The following is a 19,197-nucleotide window of genomic DNA, read 5'->3' as shown; positions in this document are numbered from 1 at the left end:
AGTGGCCTTCAGTGATTACTAAACTTAAAGACCGAATAACAACTTCGCAAGCAGTTGTTATTATTGTAAATTACATACTTGGGACAGGAATCCTCACTTTGCCCAGAGCATCTGTGGAAAAAGTGAAAACACCAGATGTATGGCTAAGTGTGATATTAGGTGGAATACTGGCAATGGTTTCAGGAGTAATTATGGTCAAATTAAGTCAGCAGTTTCCAGAAAAAACATTTTACCAATACAGTCAAGATATTGTAGGGAAATGGATAGGCAGGTTGCTTAGTTTTCTTATTATAGGGTATTTTCTTACAACTTCAGCATTTCAAATTCGTTCAATGGCAGAAGTAATAAGCTTTTTTTTGCTCGAAGGAACCCCCACATGGGCTATTGTTATGCCTTTTATGTGGATAGGTCTCTATTTGATTATGAGTGGTATTAATTCAATTGCACGGATGTTTGAAATAATATTTCCTATTACTGTTTTTATTTTTTTAATCATTTCCTTTATGAGCATCGGAATATTCGAGATAGATAATCTCCGTCCCGTATTGGGTTTGGGGATTAAACCAGTGTTAGATGGGATAAAAACAACGTCTCTCGCATATACAGGTCCTGAAATTATGTTAATTCTTTTGGTATTTATGGAACAACGAAATAAAGCAGTAAAAGCTATTTTAGTTGGAATTTCTATTCCGTTAATCTTTTATGTAATAACTGTTGTAATGGTCATTGGTGCATTATCAATTGATGGGGTTGTAACAAGAACATGGCCGACAATTGATCTTATGCGCAGTTTTGAAATTTCTGGATTGATATTTGAACGTTTTGAATCTTTATTGCTTGTAATATGGATTATGCAAATATTTGCTACCTATACGATTAGTTATTATGCAGCTGCATTAGGATTAGCACAACTCTTTAAAAAGGGAATTCATCCGTTTATTTTTGCTTTGATTCCAATCATTTACATCATTGCTATGACTTCGAAAAATATAAATGACTTGCTTAAATTGGGGGATATGCTCGGTAATGCTGCTTTATTTTTATTTGGTTTACTGCCACTGCTTCTTCTTATTATTACGCGATTAAAAGGAGGAGTAGTGTGAAAAATAAATTTAATTATATGCGGTTCTATTTGGCTTTGTTATGGACGCTTTTGCTTCTATTTTTAACAGGATGTTGGAGCAGTAAAGAAGTAGAAGAGTTGAGTTTAACTGCAGGTATAGCACTAGATAAAGGGAAGGATTCAACAATTGAGAAAGAGGATGAGGAAGGAGGTTATCCTAAAAGAAATCTTATAACAGCTACTTATCAAATTGTTAGTTCGCAAGCACAAAGTAAAGGAAATGGACAACAAAAACGTTATATAAATGTTTCTGAGACCGGTGATTCCATTCATCAAATTGTTCGTGAGTTTTCATTGAAAAGAGAGAGCACAATGTTCAGCCCACATTTAAAAAACATTGTTATTAGTGATAGTCTTGTACGTACATTCAGTTTAGAACAATTACTTGAACAGTATCTCCGTGACAATGAAGTTCGGCTTAGCTGTATGCTCTTAATTAGCAAGGGTCTAGCGAAGGAGGTACTGGAATCAAACAAAAAAGGAGAAATCCCAGCATTTCGTTTGTCTGGAATTGCAGATAATAGAAATAGAACAACAAGGATTTTACCTCCTGTCTCGCTCGCTAAATTGGAAGGAAAGATGCGGTCAGGGTCCAGTTTTCTTTTGCAAAATGTAATCTCGATAAAAGGGGAAACAAAATTTGCAGGAGCTGCTGTAATTAAAGGGAAGACAAAAAAGTTGATGGGCTTTTTAAATGAACAGGAATTGGAAGGAGTAGTATGGATAAATGGAAAAAGGAATGGTGGTGTGGTAAAAACTTTTGATAAAGAATCAAAGAAACTCATTATATACGAAATAAAGTCAATAAAAAGCAAAATCATACCACATGTTAACGGAAATAATATTTCCTTTGATGTAAACATTGAATCAGAAGGGCGTTTGTCTGAAAATTGGATGCAATCAGGAAAAGATTTTGAAAATGAATTTTTAAAAAGGGAAGAAAAAGCTATTGAAAAAGAAGTAAAGCACTTAGTACATCATGTTACAAAAAAAATACAAAAAGAATACCAAGTCGATATTGCGGGTTTTGGCAACCAATTAAGAATTAAACACCCGAGAACATGGGAGAAAGTCAAAAAAGATTGGGATCAAACATTTAGTAAAGTACCGATTAAATATCATATAAATGTAACTATACAAGATTATGGAGCGTCAAGTTTAAAACGGTGAGATACATTAATTGAAATTATATTTACATCAAAACAAAAAGTTATAAAAGTTTTAATTTGAAAATTTTTGTAACTTTTTGTTTTTTTATGTCCTTCTTATTATAGATTAAAGAAATGATTTTATCCCGCTATTTGCCGGGCAGTAAGACCCACACCTCAAAATTCAGCGAAAGCAAAGAAGTTATTAGAGGTATATGTAAGCTCTATATAGGAAGGAGAATTTTGAAATTCTATTGATAAACCAAGTAATTGTAATAGCCCTTATTTAGAATAATAATTTCAAAATCAATAAAATTTAGAGTAGAAGGAGCAAGAGCAAATTATTATGAATAAACAAATAGGATTCATCGGATGTGGAAACATGGGTATTGCTATGATAGGTGGGATGATTAAAAAAAATATAGTTTCTCCAGATCAAATAATTTGTTCAGATTTAAATGTTATTAATTTAAAAAATGCTAGTAATGAATATGGCATAACTATAACTACTAACAACAATGAAGTCGCTAACAGCGCTGACATTTTAATTTTATCAATCAAACCAGATTTATACTCATCGGTAATTAACCAAATAAAAGATCAAATAAAAAATGATGTAATCGTTGTAACTATTGCTGCAGGAAAAAGTATTAAGAGCACTGAGAATGAATTTGGTAGAAAGTTAAAAGTTGTTAGAGTAATGCCTAATACACCGGCACTTGTTGGAGAAGGAATGTCTGCGTTATGTTTTAATGAAATGGTTACAGAAAAAGATATAAAAGAGGTACTGAACATATTTAATATTTTCGGCCAGACGGAGGTTATAAATGAAAAACTAATGGATGTTGTTACATCTATTAGTGGTTCTTCTCCAGCATATGTGTATATGTTTATAGAAGCCATGGCAGATGCTGCTGTACTTGGCGGTATGTCGAGAAAACAAGCTTATAAATTTGCTGCTCAGGCTGTATTAGGTTCTGCAAAAATGGTATTGGAAACAGGAATACATCCAGGTGAATTGAAGGATATGGTTTGTTCTCCAGGTGGAACGACGATAGAGGCTGTAGTAACGCTAGAAGAAAAAGGTTTAAGAACAGCTATCATTTCAGCTATGAAACGTTGTACGCAAAAATCTATGGAAATGTCTAGTTTAACTAGTAAGTGAGAAGCGAATTTATATAATATTTTAAATCTATTTAATGTAAAAGAAATATTATGAGGCTAGTTAATAACTAAGTAAATTTATATACAACACTAACGAGAAGAATAAACCTTATTTTAAAGGGGATACAGAAAATATGAGTAATTTACTAAAAAAGAAATCCGTTACACAATTGTTAGAGCATAATCAAAGCAAGACTTTAACGAAAACATTAGGAGCATTTGATTTAATTATGTTAGGGGTAGGCTCGATAGTTGGAACGGGTGTTCTTGTGTTAACTGGATTAGTAGCAGCAAGAAATGCTGGCCCAGCAGTTGTTTTTTCATTTATACTTGCAGCAATTATATGTGGATTTATAGCATTATGTTACGCGGAAATTGCTTCTACACTCCCGGCGTCTGGTAGTGTATATACATACTCATATGCAACAATTGGTGAGTTTGTTGCTCATCTAGTAGGTTGGTCATTGCTATTAATATATATCGTGGCAACAGCGGCTGTCGCTGCTGGATGGACAGGCTATTTCCACAATTTAATAAAGGGATTTGGATTAGAGATACCTAAAGCTCTAGTAACGATTCCTTCGCATGGTGGTATTGTGAATCTACCAGCAGTAATCATTACATTGATATTAGCATGGATGTTATCCCGTGGTACGAGGGAAAGTAAACGAATCAATAATACAATGGTATTGATTAAAATTGGAATGATTTTGTTGTTTATTACGGTTGGTATATTCTATGTAAAACCAATGAACTGGATACCAATTGCACCATACGGTTTAAGTGGAGTTTTTACGGGTGGAGCAGCTATTTTATTCGCTTTTACGGGTTTTGATATATTAGCAACTTCAGCAGAAGAAGTAAAAGATCCGAAACGTAATCTTCCAATCGGTATTATTGCATCATTAATCATATGTACAATTATTTATGTTATGGTATGCCTTGTTATGACAGGAATGGTTTCTTATAAAGAATTAAATGTTCCTGAGGCGATGGCTTATGTAATGGAAGTTGTAGGACAAGGAAAAGTCGCTGGTGCAATTGCTGCAGGTGCTGTAATTGGCCTTATGGCTGTTATTTTTTCCAATATGTATGCGGCAACACGAGTATTCTTTGCAATGAGTCGTGATGGATTGTTACCGAAATCATTTGCGAAAGTTAATAAGAAAACTGGAGCACCCACTTTTATAACTGGATTGGCAGGAATAGGGAGCTCTATAATAGCTGGGTTTATTGATTTGAAAGAATTAGTTAATTTAGTTAATATCGGTAGTTTGGTGACGTTTGCGTTAGTTTGTCTATCAGTTATTATTCTACGTAAATCACACCCAAATTTAAAACGTGGATTTATGGTACCTTTTGTACCTGTATTACCATGCGTTGCAATTGTATGCTGTGTGTTTTTAATGCTAAATTTACCGTTAAGGACATGGGTGTACTTTAGTATTTGGATTACTATTGGGGTAGTAATATATTTCCTTTATTCGATAAAACACAGTAATTTAAATGAGGAAACGATCTCGAAATTACATGATAAAATTGCGAGATAATAACGATAGAAAATTTTATTAATAATCATATTGATAGTTGAGGAACATAGAAACAGTTTTTTGACATTTAGCAAGAGATAAAATTAGAGATGCTAGGGCAGCTAAGTACTTTTTTAGAAACCTTGCTTGTTTTTTACGATTTAAAACTGCTAAGGAGAGAGAAGTATGAGTGAATTGCATTTTATGAGTATAGAAGAATTAGATAATAAATTGAAAAAAACTGACAGTGGTATTTATTTCATTAAAGATTATAATGACAATATTATTTATGTAGGCAAGGCTTTTAGTATAAAAAGTAGAGTATTAGCTCATTTTAATAGTTATTCCAATATTGAGGAATATGTCCATTTATTTAATAAAGTAGCGTATCTCATTGAAGATAGTTTGTTAAAACGCTCATTGTTACAAGTTACTTATATGATTAAATATAAACCAGTATTAAACAAAGAAGTACAAAAAGAATTCCCAGAGTTGTATACTCAATACATTAAGCAGACAAATAAAAAATCTATGTTGTTAGAAATTGATGAAGCTAAAGAAAAAGGGGATGAGTTAAAGAATAAATTAGTAAAATTAGTGGGTGGAAAAACTATGTTTTATGACATAATTTCTCTGTTAAACAATGGATATAACTATCATGTCCTCGCAAAAGTATTGAACATAGAACTTCAAACTTTAATTATAATAAAAGAACACCGAAATAAATTCCCGATACCACATAATTATAAGAGGACAATAAAACATCAAGATATAATGTATGCTTTATCTGGAAAAAAGAATTTAAGTACTTCAAGGTTAAACACTTAACTTTAAAATAGTAAATTCGTTGCTTTTGTAGCTTTTATTGTTATATTGAAATGCAATGTACATTTGTGTTTCAAATTTAATTGGTGGAATAAGGGGAGGGAAAGGGTTCCTATAAAAATACTGGAATAAATTAGGTTACTCATGCGTAAATAGCATAATTAGGTACATGTTATTTATAAATATTCAAAGATGCGAAAGTAATACAAATGAAATTCTTATTTCTGCTACTACAAGTACTATCGAGCAAATGAAGTATGAAATTGCTTTTGAACTAGGAGTCACACTGGGACCTGATACATCACATCATCTGCAAATGGTTCGGATCGGTGGAGAGATTACAAAACGCTTAGTTCGAATGGCTGAAAAACAGTTAACAGGTCAATACAGAGTACACTAAGAAAATAATCCGTATATATGGATTATTTTTCCTTTAATTTACAAAAAAATAAATTTCGAAATTGAAAAAACCTCTCAGATTCCTTTGTAATAAACTTTTTTATTTGTGTTAATGACATAGGTATCAAAAGATAATCAACCTGATACGAACGATGTACGAGCCCTTAAAAGAGTTTTGGCGTTATTTGCAATTTTAATTCCATAATACTTAAGCCGATATAATAAAATGTTCTATGTCTAAATCGATATAAAATAATAATCATTAAGTGATATTTCTTTTTTATAGAATAAGTAAAAACTGATATTGTAGTAATTACTGTTTTGAGGTCAATTTACTGTGCACCTTAATTATTGAAGTTTTTTTGTTGATTAACAACTATTGTATTTGGAAATTAATAATAAGTTTATCCCGCTATTTGCCGGGCAGTAAGACCTCCACCTCAAAATTCAGCCGAAGCCAAAGAAGTTAGGTGGGGGGCGGGCTGCCCGTAAAAGCCCGATTGGTGAGAGCTAATAATCAGTGGGGGATGAACAAAACCCCCACTGATTAAAGTTTCACTTTATGTGATGAGGTAATAAAACTAGCTAGTTTGCTATTCTTAGTATTTGTAAAGTCTATATATTTTTTCCTCTTTTGTGGAAAGTAAAACTATTGTTACGACCAGTAATATAGTGTCATGTTTTTGAATATTCCATTCGTTTTTTATTTTTAGTTGATGAAAAGACCTTTCTCTCAATTAAATATTTAATTGAGTACTTGAATTTCCTCCACCTTGTACTTTTCAAAGCATAGTGCTTCAAAAATAGCCGTATCGCTTTCATCTGTTTCCAATTTCACAACTTCTTTATTATCTTTTTCTAAAATTTGGAGCAAAATAGTTTTTCAGTTTCACATTTAAATTAGCAGTATTTATTTTTTGAATTCAATTTGTATAAATGATTGAATTGGAACTTTGACTGTTGTTTCTTGCGGTGGTACAGTATCTCCTGTTACTTTCGCTTTATTTTAAATCTTTTTCCAGCTTGGTCCTCGCATTGACTACCACTGTATTTTGAAGTACTTCACTGTTTTCTCAAATTCAATAATTATATTTTGTAGAATTAAGAAAAGAACTTAGTGTATTTCCTTTACGTATCTACTCTGATATTTAGATGCTAACTACAATTAAATAATATATGATTTTTATAAAAAAGATATAGTAATATTTTGTTGTGAATTGTACTAATTTGATATTTTATAGTATTATTTGTCGTGAATTATATATAACAAAATATATTTTATGGATCTATAAAGGAGAATGTAATGAATACTTCTATCGATATACAACACTTGTGTGATCTTGCACATAAAGCATTTAATGCCCCTGTGCATATTTTGTCTACAGACAGAAAAATTTTATATCATTCTACATCTGATAATGTTTGTAGTCCTTTTTATTCTTCAAAAGAAGAACATCTTAGTGATATTTATCAAGAAAACGATCCCTTTAACTTGCCACTTTTCCGAAGTAACAACTATCTTGAAAATTTTGTTCTAATTCATATAGAAAATCATGATGATATTAAAGGGACTATTATAATCGGTCCTACTATACATTCAAAAGATTCAGATGATATGATCATAAAATTTCAGAAAGAATTTAAATCAAATGATAACATTCAAGAAAGACTTGCCTATTATCAGTGTTTATCTGAGATTAAAAAAACTACATTAATTGATATGGGAATTTTATTACATTACATGATTTTCAATGAAAAGTTAGATGTAGATATTGTCTTGGAAAAAAATAAAGTACTAGAGGAAGTTCCTAATAAAATTGTGAAACCTGATTTATATATTTTAAAACGCCGACAAAACAAACCTAAAACACACAATATGGCATTAGTAAATGATTTCTTTTCGACTATCAAAGAAGGAAATAAAAAAAAGTTAATACAGTATATGTATGCGGTTTCACAAGAAGATGTTGAACTTATGCTAATAGAGGATCCGCTCAGGAATCAAAAAAACCTTGGAATTATTGCGATTACCTTAGCCACTCGATATGCAATAGAAGGAAATCTGCCACCAGATATTGCTTTTGCTCATAGTATTTTATATATACAAACCCTGGAACAATTAGATAGTGTAGAATCTGTAAAGCGATTGTCAGGGGACGCTTTACGTACCTTTGCAGATCGTGTGAAAGAATACAATGCAAAAAAGTATTCTTACGCGGTTACTACATGTATAAAACATATTAATAAAAATGTTTACGATGGAATATCTCTGAATGAACTTGCTAATCATTTAGAAATTACGCCTACTTATCTGTCTAAACTATTTAAAAAAGAAATGGGAATTACTTTAAGCGAATATATTCAAAGGGAACGAGTGGAAGAAGCAAAGAAATTATTAACCCTCACTACTTATTCGTTATCAGATATCTGTGCTTGGCTTAACTTTAATGACCAAAGTTATTTTATAAGAGTTTTCAAAAAAATCACTAGCATGACTCCTAGGCAGTACCGTGAAAAATATACAATAATATAAGCTTGTTATTTGCTGTCTCCAATGTAAAGACTTAAACATGGGTGTAAGTACCCCAAAAGATGAAAATACTGGACTTATTACGCTAGAAAGAGTTTGTGATTTGTCTAGAAAAAGAACTTGTATTCAAATAGACGTATGAGATTAACCAGATATTATCTTGTTAGCGGAACAGTTTCAATTTTTAGGAGTTAGAAAAATAATGGAGAAACAAAGTATATCTATTTTTTTAATAACAATCATGTGCTGAATTTATCCCGCTATTTGCCGGGCAGTAAGACCTCCATCTAAAAATTCAGCGAAAGCAAAGAAGTTAGGTGGGGGGGCGGGCTGCCCGTAAAAGCCCGATTGGTGTGGGCTAATAATCAGTGGGGATGAACAAAACCCCCACTGATTAAAGTTGCACTTTATCGGTATAGTTCTGAATCAGATAAACTAGTCTGATGTCAGCTCAAACAAATAGCTCTTGAAGACTTTATAAACACATATGTGAGCAAAAGCTCAATGGAAATCTTTGTACCATATTGTTAATTTGAAAAAATATACTAACCGTTATTTTGCTAAAGGAAATAAAAAGACAGAAGGCTGCAAAGTGTTCCAAGGAAGCTTTGCAGCTTTTTTGTAATTTAAAACCTATGTTTATAACGAAGATAAGTTTATAGACTAATATCTTCATACTGGATATTTATTAATAATGATATTAGGATTTTTGTGAAAAATCAATAATGTAACATATATTACTAAATATATCTACATTTTATGCAATTATACATAAGTAAATAAAGGTAAAAAAGTATAAAAAGACCTATTATATTATTCTATAAGTATTTTTTCTAAAATAAAATTTCTTGGTTGAGCTAAAATAGTTATTTTTAACCGTATACACATTAATTTGTAATCATTCCAATTACAGAAATGAAATTTACGAATAACTATATTTATATAATTTTTTTCGGGACATATTTTTATTTAACAGTGAATTATCGAGCTTAATCGACAAAATTTTTCTATTTACGCATTAAAAATTTAATGTTTTAATGAACAACATAACTGGTATGACCAGACAGAAAGGAGAAGGTTACGCTAATAGGAATTATAGTGAAGTTATAAGTAACATTATGTCTTTAATAATTTTCTAAATAGTCAATTTATTTACGAGAGGTCAAGAATCAAATTGGTAATAAACGTGTTCTAAGTTTCTGCATAACAAAAGTGAAGTTATTCCGCAATAAAAGTATAAGCAATGTACAGTATAATTTCATCTTTTGTTGTCTAGTAAGGAGTTTGCTGACAAAACTAAGAGGGATATTATCAAATTGAAATTAAACAATGTTATGACAAGATTAACTGTAAGCATTGGTTTATTGATCCTCACGATTCTGTAAGTTAAACCGCAACTTTAGGAAAGAATTAATAATTTACTACTCATAAGGTGCCTGATTCAAATATAGTTAATAAATTTTTGTTATTTATATTTTAAAAAATAGAGTATCGAAATGAGAGATAAATAAAATCCTTATATCCTATTAGAAGTAAAAAACAACGATATTAACGTATCTGAAAGATTTCTCCTTCTTATCCAGTTTACAAAGAGAGCGGTCGTACAAGTTATATGAATTAAGTTATAAAAACAATGGTAAAGGAGTGTACGGAATGAAAACTAAAATAATGACAGGATTTTTAATAACATCCATTGTAACTGGAGCAACTATTCCTATCAATACTCTCGCAACACCAATCGTTCAAGCAGAAACTCAACAAGAAAACATGGATATTTCTTCATCATTACGAAAATTAGGTGCGCATTCTAAATTAGTCCAAACGTATATTGATCAATCTTTAATGAGTCCTAATGTACAGCTAGAGGAAGTCCCAGCTTTAAATACCAATCAATTCCTAATCAAACAAGATATGAAGGAATGGTCATCGGAACTCTATCCACAGTTAATTCTATTAAATTCAAAAAGTAAAGGATTTGTAACAAAATTTAATAGTTATTACCCGACATTAAAATCGTTTGTAGACAATAAAGAAGATAGAGAAGGGTTTTCGGATAGACTTGAAGTACTTCAAGAAATGGCTATGACGAATCAAGAAAATGCGCAACGACAAATCAATGAATTAACAGATCTTAAATTACAGCTTGATAAAAAATTAAAAGATTTTGATACTAATGTGGCAACTGCGCAAGGCATACTAAGTACAGATGGAACAGGAAAAATAGATCAGTTAAAAAATGAAATATTAAATACCAAAAAAGCAATTCAAAATGATTTACAGCAAATTGCATTAATACCAGGGGCTTTAAATGAACAGGGATTTGCTATATTCAAAGAAGTTTATAGTCTTTCAAAAGAAATTATTGAACCGGCTGCTCAAGCAGGGGTGGCAGCGTATAACAAAGGAAAAGAAATTAACAACTCTATTTTAGAAGCGGAGAAAAAAGCGGCGCAAGAAGCGACAGAACAAGGTAAAACTGCTCTAGAGATTGAAGCAGCAAAAAAAGCAGCTCGTGAAGCAATTGAGAAAAGCAAACAAGGTGAAATAGCAGCCGCAGCCGCAGCAAAAACACAAGAGTATGACCTGATGAAGGTCATTGATACCGAAAAGATTAAGAAAACATTTGGCGTTTTTGCTGAAGTAAATAAATTAACAGCAGAACAGCGAGCATATTTAGATGATTTAGAGAAACAAAATCAAAAAATATATGATTTAACAACGAAATTATCAATAGCTGATTTACAAAAATCAATGCTTCTTCTTACACAAAATGATTTGCATACGTTTGCAAATCAAGTAGATGTAGAACTGGATCTACTAAAGCGCTATAAAGAAGATTTAAATCTAATAAAAAATAGTATTACAAAATTATCCACTAATGTTGATACAACTAACGAGCAGTCTCAAAAAGATACATTAAGACAATTAAAAAATGTAATAAGTTACCTTGAAGAACAAGTATATAAATTTTAATATTGCGTTTTTTGGTAATTCATAAAGATTATAAGCATTTAGCGAAAGAAGGAGAATAGTCATGAAAAAATTTCCATTCAAAGTATTAACTTTAGCTACATTAGCAACAGTTATAACTGCTACTACCGGTAACACTATTCATGCATTTGCACAAGAAACGACCGCTCAAGAACAAAAAGTAGGCAATTATGCATTAGGCCCCGAAGGACTGAAGAAAGCATTAGCTGAAACAGGGTCTCATATTCTAGTAATGGATTTATACGCAAAAACAATGATTAAGCAACCAAATGTAAATTTATCTAATATCGATTTAGGCTCAGAGGGGGGAGAGTTGCTCAAAAATATTCACCTTAATCAAGAGCTGTCACGAATCAATGCGAATTACTGGTTAGATACAGCGAAGCCACAGATTCAAAAAACTGCTCGTAATATTGTAAATTACGATGAACAATTTCAAAATTATTACGACACATTAGTAGAAACTGTACAAAAGAAAGATAAGGCAGGTCTAAAAGAGGGTATAAATGATTTAATTACTACAATCAATACAAATTCAAAAGAAGTTACAGATGTGATTAAGATGCTACAAGACTTCAAAGGGAAACTATATCAAAATTCTACAGATTTTAAAAATAATGTTGGTGGTCCGGATGGGAAAGGTGGATTAACTGCAATATTAGCAGGTCAACAGGCAACGATTCCACAACTTCAAGCTGAAATTGAGCAACTTCGTTCTACTCAGAAAAAACATTTTGATGATGTATTAGCATGGTCAATTGGTGGTGGATTGGGAGCAGCTATTTTAGTTATTGCAGCTATTGGAGGAGCGGTAGTTATTGTTGTAACTGGCGGTACAGCAACACCGGCTGTTGTTGGTGGACTCTCGGCTCTTGGTGCAGCTGGTATCGGTCTAGGAACAGCGGCTGGTGTCACAGCATCTAAGCATATGGATTCCTATAATGAAATTTCTAACAAAATCGGAGAATTAAGTATGAAAGCAGATCGTGCTAATCAAGCAGTTCTTTCGCTTACTAACGCGAAAGAAACATTGGCATATTTATACCAGACTGTAGATCAAGCGATATTGTCTCTAACAAATATTCAAAAGCAATGGAATACAATGGGCGCAAATTATACAGATTTATTGGATAATATCGATTCTATGCAAGACCACAAATTCTCTTTAATACCAGATGATTTAAAAGCCGCTAAAGAAAGTTGGAATGATATTCATAAAGATGCAGAATTCATTTCAAAAGATATTGCTTTTAAACAGGAGTAGAACTGAAATTTAAAACCTAAATTGGAGGAAAATGAAATGATAAAAAAAATCCCTTACAAATTACTCGCTGTATCGACGCTATTAACTATTACAACCGCTAATGTAGTTTCACCAGTAACAACTTTTGCAAGTGAAATTGAACAAACGAATAATGGAGATACGGCTCTTTCTGCAAATGAAGCGAGAATGAAAGAGACCTTGCAAAAGGCTGGATTATTTGCAAAATCTATGAATGCCTATTCTTATATGTTAATTAAGAATCCTGATGTGAATTTTGAGGGAATTACCATTAATGGATATGTAGATTTACCTGGTAGAATCGTACAAGATCAAAAGAATGCAAGGGCACATGCCGTTACTTGGGATACGAAAGTAAAAAAACAGCTTTTAGATACACTGAATGGTATTGTTGAATACGATACAACATTTGATAATTATTATGAAACAATGATAGAGGCGATTAATACAGGGGATGGAGAAACTTTAAAAGAAGGGATTACAGATTTACGAGGTGAAATTCAACAAAATCAAAAGTATGCACAACAACTAATAGAAGAATTAACTAAATTAAGAGACTCTATTGGACACGATGTTAGAGCATTTGGAAGTAATAAAGAGCTCTTGCAGTCAATTTTAAAAAATCAAGGTGCAGATGTTGATGCCGATCAAAAGCGTCTAGAAGAAGTATTAGGATCAGTAAACTATTATAAACAATTAGAATCTGATGGGTTTAATGTAATGAAGGGTGCTATTTTGGGTCTACCAATAATTGGCGGTATCATAGTGGGAGTAGCAAGGGATAATTTAGGTAAGTTAGAGCCTTTATTAGCAGAATTACGTCAGACCGTGGATTATAAAGTAACCTTAAATCGTGTAGTTGGAGTTGCTTACAGTAATATTAATGAAATGCACAAGGCGCTTGATGATGCTATTAACGCTCTTACTTATATGTCCACACAGTGGCATGATTTAGATTCTCAATATTCGGGCGTTCTAGGGCATATTGAGAATGCAGCTCAAAAAGCCGATCAAAATAAATTCAAATTCTTAAAACCTAATTTAAATGCAGCGAAAGACAGTTGGAAAACATTACGAACAGATGCTGTTACATTAAAAGAAGGAATAAAGGAATTAAAAGTGGAAACTGTTACTCCACAAAAATAGGGAAATATTAATTCTGTTGTAAAGTGAACTAAAACATAGAAAGTCTATGATTACACTGTTAAACAGAAAAGTAATAATTAATAAATCCTTATATAACAGAAAGGCGGAGTCTCATTAAAGACTTCGCCTTTCAATTATATATAAGTATGATTCGAATAAAAAATAACCTTGTAGTTTAATTGCTTTTTTAAAATTTGCAACAGAATCGGTTAATTTGAAGCAGATTATATACATTTTCTTTAATACTTAATGATTTGAAGGCTGCTAAAGAAAGTTCAAACGATACTGATAAAAGATGTAGAACTCATTTTGAAAGACATCGCTTTTTAATAAGATTAGAACTTGAAACCATACCTTATATAGGAGGAATACGAAATGATGAAAAAAATCCCTCATAAACTACTCGCTGTATCAGCATTTTTAACTATAACAACTACTTATGCAGTCATACCACTAGAAACTTTTGCAATTGAAATTGAACAAACGAACACTGAAAATATGTCTTTTTCAGCAAATGAAGAACAGATGAAAAAAGCTTTGCAAGATGCTGGTTTATTTGCAAAAGCTATGAATGAATATTCTTATTTGCTAATTAATAATCCAGATGTGAGTTTTGAAGGAATAACTATTAATGGAAATGCAGATTTACCTAGTAAAATTGTACAAGATCAAAAGAATGCAAGAGCACATGCTGTTACATGGAATACACAAGTAAAAAAACAGCTTTTTGATACATTGACAGGCATTATAGAATACAATACAAAATTTGAAAATTATTATGAAACATTAGTAGAGGCGATCAATACTGGAAATGGAGATACTTTAAAAAAAGGGATTACAGATTTACAGGGAGGAATTCAACAAAATCAAAAGTCTGCAAAAGCATTAAAAGAAGAATTAATTCAATTAAAAAATGCTATTGGAGAAGATGTTAGAACATTTGGAAGTCATAAAGAGACATTGCAATCGATTTTAAAAAACCAAGGTGCTGATGTGGAGGCTGACCAAAAGCGTCTAGAGGACCTTTTAGGACAAGTAAAATATCAGAAAGACATAGAATCTAAGGGCTTAGACATGGTTAAAATCCCCTTTATTCCAACCTTGATTGCTGGTGGCATAATGATAGGTGATGCAAGAGGTAAGTTAGGTTGGCTAGAACCTGAATTAGCAAAATTGCGTCAGACTGTAGATTATAAAATAACATTGAATCGTGTAGTTGGAGTTGCATTTCATAATATTAGTGATATGCATAGTATGCTTGATAGTGCTATCACTGCTCTTACTTATATGTCTACGCAATGGGAGGATTTAGATTCTCAATATTCGGGTGTACTGGGACATATTGATAAAGCTGATCAAAAAGCTGATCAAAATAAATATAAATTCTTAACCCCTAGCTTGAATGCAGCGAAAAACAGTTGGAAAACATTAAAAACAGATGTTGTCACTTTGCAAGAAGGGATAAAAATTGCAGAGAAAAAAGAACAGGATTTTTTGAATCAGCTTCGTCCATCAAACGTTTTCTACTTTTATAAAAAAATTCATAACGCATACACTTTTGAAATAAAGACTGGAACAAATGCGCCAAATGCGTCTTATAAAGTTATGAATTTAACTAAAAACACTGTTCATAATATGTGGAGTGGAGGGGCTAATACTAACATGTGGGCTGATTGGCTTTCATTCAATCCAAATGATGAATTTGCGGTAGTAGCAGTAGTGGATGGTAAAGAATATTTTGTGTATAAAGACAAAGTACAAAATATAATGAACTGAATCTGAAAGTAACGAAGTAATTGGAGCTGGACAATAAACTAGACAACAAGTTAATTGAAAAATCTCCTTATATCCTAGAATATTTTGCTCAAGAAAAAGAATTTGTTCAGCGAAAAAGTAAATATTGAACAAAGGAGTTAGTTGTCTTATGTGTATGGTTTTACCGAAAGGTTTCAAGTACATTACTCATACAATTATGTAGTTATCCTGAAGCATCTACAGGTGTTCTTATCGACCTTGAAGAACTACTTAGCTTCCTAAGTTGAGTGATTTTATGCAAAATTAAGTAAACGTTTTTGTACATAGATTAGTTGACATTTATATAGTTTTTTTCTATTTTTAAAGATAGTTTTGTTTTTTATGTTATTTTTCAAAAATGACTGCTGAAATTTCTATATTCATCACTCAGCATATAATCATTGTTTGATGAAATGACATACCACGTCCCTTAGAGTTTCAGACATATTACGATAAATTAAAGAAAAAAGATAATAGTAGTCAACGGTTACTATTATCTTTTTTGAACTATTTTTCATTAAAATATCTCATCTGCTGTGCCCCTTATTTACTTTTCTAGATTTTATCCTAGTTTAAAATTTATGCATTTGAACTGTTTATACAATTTGTAGGATTTTTAGCTTTTTTGTCGAATACACTTAATGCAAGGAGGGACATTACATGATTATTAAAGATTATTTCATCAACCTTTCTATTTTTTCTTTATTAGTTAGCGCAGCAATATTTATTCAAGTGTTTACAATTAATTCTAGTCGATATTTTGAAAAGCTCTATGGAGGGATTATTGCAGTTACGTTAATGTTCTTTTCTTTTCCATACATGGGATTTTCCTACGATCTTCGAGTTGTTCCTCTTATTCTATCTTTTATTTACTTTGGTCGTATTGCTGGTTGGATTACGTTAATTAGCATAATTGTAATGCGTATCTTTTACACAGGAGGGTACTGGGAACCTCCTGTGATTGCTTATTTAGGTATGGGGATTCTATTTTCTACCTTTAAAACTTATTTTAAAAAACTACATCCTTTTAAAAGTGCATCGTTATATTTTTCTGTTTTTATTGGAATAAAGTGGTTAGTTGGCGTATTATTTAATACTACATTACTTTACACAGGAGGCTTATTATATATAGCGTTAGGACTTTTAATTGGGCTATTTCTTATGGAAGCCTACCGGAGATTGTATTATTTAACACAGGACTTATCTAAAATGAATCGAGAATTAAAAAAATCGAAGCAAGAACTTGCAGATACCGTACATGAGCTTCAAGGAGGAATTTTTAAATTTAAAAAAGTGGGTAAGCACTTTATACACACTTTATGTGATGGACAGTTTTATTATCAAAACGGATTTTATTCTGAACAGGTGGTAGGAAAAAGCTTACGTACTATTGATGCTTCTATTGTTCCTCCACATTTAGTTCCACAATTGATGAAGTACTATCTTCAGGCATGGGAAGGAAAAGAAATTATATTTGAATTACCTTGGCCAAATGATAAAACTATTATTCTTATTGCGCTTAGGCCGATTAAACGAAATGGACAAGTTATTGAAGTTGTTGGTTCTACAGTTGATATAACCGAAAGGAAAAAGGTAGAATCAGAATTAAGCGCTACCAAAGAATTATTGGAATCATTTATAAAGCACAATCTAGATGCTATTACCATTTCTGATCGAGAAGGGCATATTTTACAAGCGAATAAAGCTTATGAAAAGATATTTGGGTGGTCATCACAAGAAATCATAGGTAAGAGATTACCTTGTGTACCAGATTTTTTAATGGAAGAATCGCTTAAAAATATTCAGAAAATTCTAACAGGTGAATCTGTGGTTACTAGATTAGAAACTGTTAGACAAAGGAGCGATGGGAGTCTTCTTGATGTCAGTCTGACAGTTTCTCCTATACTAGATGTAAGAGGAAATGTGATAGCTTTATCAGCAATATGTAGAGACATCTCTGAAAGAAAACAAGCAGAAAGAGAACGACATCGATTACACCAGCAATTAAGAGATAGTGAAATGAAGTACCGTGCACTAATTGAACAAGCAACTGATGCGGTATATGTAGTAGAGCTGAATGAAGATAATGCTCCAAGTCGATTTATTGAGGTAAACCCTGTTGGGTGTAGAAGATTTGGATATAGTAGAGAAGAGTTGCTCTCATTATCATTTTCAAATGTAGTACCACAAGATTCTCAAATAATCGTAAGGTTATTTGAAAAAATTAAAAAGGGACAAACTTCCTTCACTTTGCAAGATGAATATGTTTTTCCAACAGGAAAAGTAATAACAACTGAGTTTAGTGTTCGTGTTTTTAACTTAAATGGTAAAAAAGTTTTCCTAAGTATTTCTCGTGATATCACTGAACGGCTAAAAACAGAAGAATTATTACGAAAATCTGAAAAACTTGCTGTTGTAGGACAATTAGCGACTGTAATGGCTCATGAGATTAATAATCCATTAACTGCAATGAAAGGGTTCATGCAATTACTAAAATCAACGGAAAATGAAAATAATCAAAGTTATATAAATATAGTATCATCAGAGATTGAGCGTATAGAGAGTATTACAACTGAATTTATGGCGGTAGCCAAACCACAGGTGGTAAAAATAAAACCTAATGATATTAGTGTGCTAATGGATCAAGTTTTAATGCTACTACACCCTCAAGCAATGATGAATAATATAAAAATTAGAATTGATCTTAACCCTGGTATTCCATTGATTTCATGTGAAGGAAATCAATTAAAGCAAGTATTTGTTAATATATTAAAAAATGCAATTGAATCTATGCCGATGGGAGGAGAAATTCTCATTCAATTAAATATACTTGATAATAATCAATTAAGTATTCGTTTTATCGATCAAGGGTGTGGGATTCCAAAAGAACGTATACCATACCTCGGAGAACCTTTTTATAGTATTAAAGAAGAGGGGATTGGCTTAGGGTTAATGATCTGTTATAAAATCATTGAAACACATCAGGGAAAGGTATTTATTGAGAGTGAAGTGAATAAGGGAACTACAGTTGAAGTCACTCTCCCTATTTGTACACTTCAAAATTAATATGTTCTTTTACTGAAATTTTTTAAGAAACCATACAGAATGTAATGATAATGTTACTTAATGAAATAATAAAGAGAAGAACACTGGTAAATGTACCCTATAGAATAGACACTTGAAAAAGCCTGTTATAAAAACATCCTTTCTTTAGAACCAAAAGAAAGGATGTTTTTAATATTGTAATTTTTCTTGGGGATATTTCA

At 31.7% G+C, this 19,197-nt stretch carries 13 protein-coding genes and 1 pseudogene; 13 read left to right on the top strand and 1 reads right to left on the bottom strand.

Annotated features, from left to right (window positions below):
• Positions 1-11 precede the first annotated feature (11 nt).
• From BHV55_RS15570 to BHV55_RS15545, 6 genes are all read left to right on the top strand, one after another.
• On the top strand, positions 12-1,103 hold the full coding sequence (locus BHV55_RS15570) for a spore germination protein (RefSeq protein WP_000628929.1): 1,092 nt from the start codon (positions 12-14) through the stop codon (positions 1,101-1,103).
• A complete protein-coding gene (locus tag BHV55_RS15565) occupies positions 1,100-2,293 on the top strand; it encodes a Ger(x)C family spore germination protein (protein ID WP_000790799.1) in 1,194 nt (397 codons plus the stop codon). Before BHV55_RS15570 ends, BHV55_RS15565 begins: the two co-directional genes overlap by 4 nt.
• A gap of 324 nt (positions 2,294-2,617) precedes the next feature.
• The gene (gene proC / locus BHV55_RS15560) at positions 2,618-3,436 is read left to right on the top strand and encodes a pyrroline-5-carboxylate reductase (RefSeq protein WP_048568447.1); all 819 of its coding nucleotides are present in this window, start codon (positions 2,618-2,620) and stop codon (positions 3,434-3,436) included.
• Positions 3,437-3,569: 133 nt separating this feature from the next.
• Complete coding sequence (locus tag BHV55_RS15555) at positions 3,570-4,985, top strand: amino acid permease (protein ID WP_000067455.1); 1,416 nt, start codon at positions 3,570-3,572, stop codon at positions 4,983-4,985.
• Between the two features lie 165 nt (positions 4,986-5,150).
• The gene (locus tag BHV55_RS15550) at positions 5,151-5,792 is read left to right on the top strand and encodes a nucleotide excision repair endonuclease (protein ID WP_001292169.1); all 642 of its coding nucleotides are present in this window, start codon (positions 5,151-5,153) and stop codon (positions 5,790-5,792) included.
• A gap of 166 nt (positions 5,793-5,958) precedes the next feature.
• A complete protein-coding gene (locus BHV55_RS15545; RefSeq protein WP_000897397.1) occupies positions 5,959-6,189 on the top strand; it encodes an alpha/beta-type small acid-soluble spore protein in 231 nt (76 codons plus the stop codon).
• A gap of 744 nt (positions 6,190-6,933) precedes the next feature.
• Here the strand turns inward: BHV55_RS15545 and BHV55_RS15540 are convergent.
• The gene (locus BHV55_RS15540; protein ID WP_000939299.1) at positions 6,934-7,062 is read right to left on the bottom strand and encodes a hypothetical protein; all 129 of its coding nucleotides are present in this window, start codon (positions 7,060-7,062) and stop codon (positions 6,934-6,936) included.
• A 429-nt stretch (positions 7,063-7,491) separates the two neighbouring features.
• Between BHV55_RS15540 and BHV55_RS15535 the strand changes: the two genes are divergently transcribed.
• The 7 genes and pseudogenes from BHV55_RS15535 (at position 7,492) to BHV55_RS15510 (ending at position 18,997) form a co-directional block, all read left to right on the top strand.
• The gene (locus BHV55_RS15535) at positions 7,492-8,721 is read left to right on the top strand and encodes a helix-turn-helix domain-containing protein (protein WP_001097930.1); all 1,230 of its coding nucleotides are present in this window, start codon (positions 7,492-7,494) and stop codon (positions 8,719-8,721) included.
• Positions 8,722-10,371: 1,650 nt separating this feature from the next.
• Positions 10,372-11,691 (top strand): hemolytic enterotoxin HBL lytic component L2, encoded by a 1,320-nt coding sequence (gene hblC / locus BHV55_RS15530; protein WP_000850227.1) that lies wholly within the window; start codon positions 10,372-10,374, stop codon positions 11,689-11,691.
• 61 nt (positions 11,692-11,752) lie between these two features.
• Positions 11,753-12,973, top strand: a complete 1,221-nt coding sequence (gene hblD, locus BHV55_RS15525) for a hemolytic enterotoxin HBL lytic component L1 (RefSeq protein ID WP_000714435.1) — start codon at positions 11,753-11,755, stop codon at positions 12,971-12,973.
• Between the two features lie 36 nt (positions 12,974-13,009).
• On the top strand, positions 13,010-14,137 hold the full coding sequence (gene hblA, locus BHV55_RS15520; RefSeq protein WP_000591969.1) for a hemolysin BL binding component B: 1,128 nt from the start codon (positions 13,010-13,012) through the stop codon (positions 14,135-14,137).
• 375 nt (positions 14,138-14,512) lie between these two features.
• Positions 14,513-15,913 carry a hemolysin BL regulatory component HblB gene (gene hblB / locus BHV55_RS15515; RefSeq protein WP_070756666.1) on the top strand — a complete coding sequence of 467 codons (1,401 nt, stop codon included), beginning with the start codon at positions 14,513-14,515 and terminating at the stop codon, positions 15,911-15,913.
• 20 nt (positions 15,914-15,933) lie between these two features.
• Positions 15,934-16,161, top strand: a pseudogene (locus tag BHV55_RS27510) (hypothetical protein); the annotation flags it as partial.
• 430 nt (positions 16,162-16,591) lie between these two features.
• Positions 16,592-18,997 (top strand): PAS domain S-box protein, encoded by a 2,406-nt coding sequence (locus tag BHV55_RS15510; RefSeq protein WP_070756663.1) that lies wholly within the window; start codon positions 16,592-16,594, stop codon positions 18,995-18,997.
• Positions 18,998-19,197: the final 200 nt, after the last annotated feature.

This window comes from Bacillus sp. RZ2MS9, from assembly GCF_001816185.2.
GTDB classification, from domain to species: domain Bacteria; phylum Bacillota; class Bacilli; order Bacillales; family Bacillaceae_G; genus Bacillus_A; species Bacillus_A cereus.
This window is presented reverse-complemented; position numbering and strand designations above follow the sequence as displayed.

Excerpts from the sequence above, each read along its gene's own strand:
- BHV55_RS15535 (WP_001097930.1), top strand. The coding sequence starts at position 7,492 with ATGAATACTTCTATCGATATACAACACTTGTGTGATCTTGCACATAAA.
- hblA (WP_000591969.1), top strand. The coding sequence starts at position 13,010 with ATGATAAAAAAAATCCCTTACAAATTACTCGCTGTATCGACGCTATTA.
- BHV55_RS15510 (WP_070756663.1), top strand. The coding sequence starts at position 16,592 with ATGATTATTAAAGATTATTTCATCAACCTTTCTATTTTTTCTTTATTA.
- proC (WP_048568447.1), top strand. The coding sequence starts at position 2,618 with ATGAATAAACAAATAGGATTCATCGGATGTGGAAACATGGGTATTGCT.
- hblC (WP_000850227.1), top strand. The coding sequence starts at position 10,372 with ATGAAAACTAAAATAATGACAGGATTTTTAATAACATCCATTGTAACT.
- BHV55_RS15555 (WP_000067455.1), top strand. The coding sequence starts at position 3,570 with ATGAGTAATTTACTAAAAAAGAAATCCGTTACACAATTGTTAGAGCAT.
- hblB (WP_070756666.1), top strand. The coding sequence starts at position 14,513 with ATGATGAAAAAAATCCCTCATAAACTACTCGCTGTATCAGCATTTTTA.
- BHV55_RS15545 (WP_000897397.1), top strand. The coding sequence starts at position 5,959 with ATGTTATTTATAAATATTCAAAGATGCGAAAGTAATACAAATGAAATT.
- hblD (WP_000714435.1), top strand. The coding sequence starts at position 11,753 with ATGAAAAAATTTCCATTCAAAGTATTAACTTTAGCTACATTAGCAACA.
- BHV55_RS15550 (WP_001292169.1), top strand. The coding sequence starts at position 5,151 with ATGAGTGAATTGCATTTTATGAGTATAGAAGAATTAGATAATAAATTG.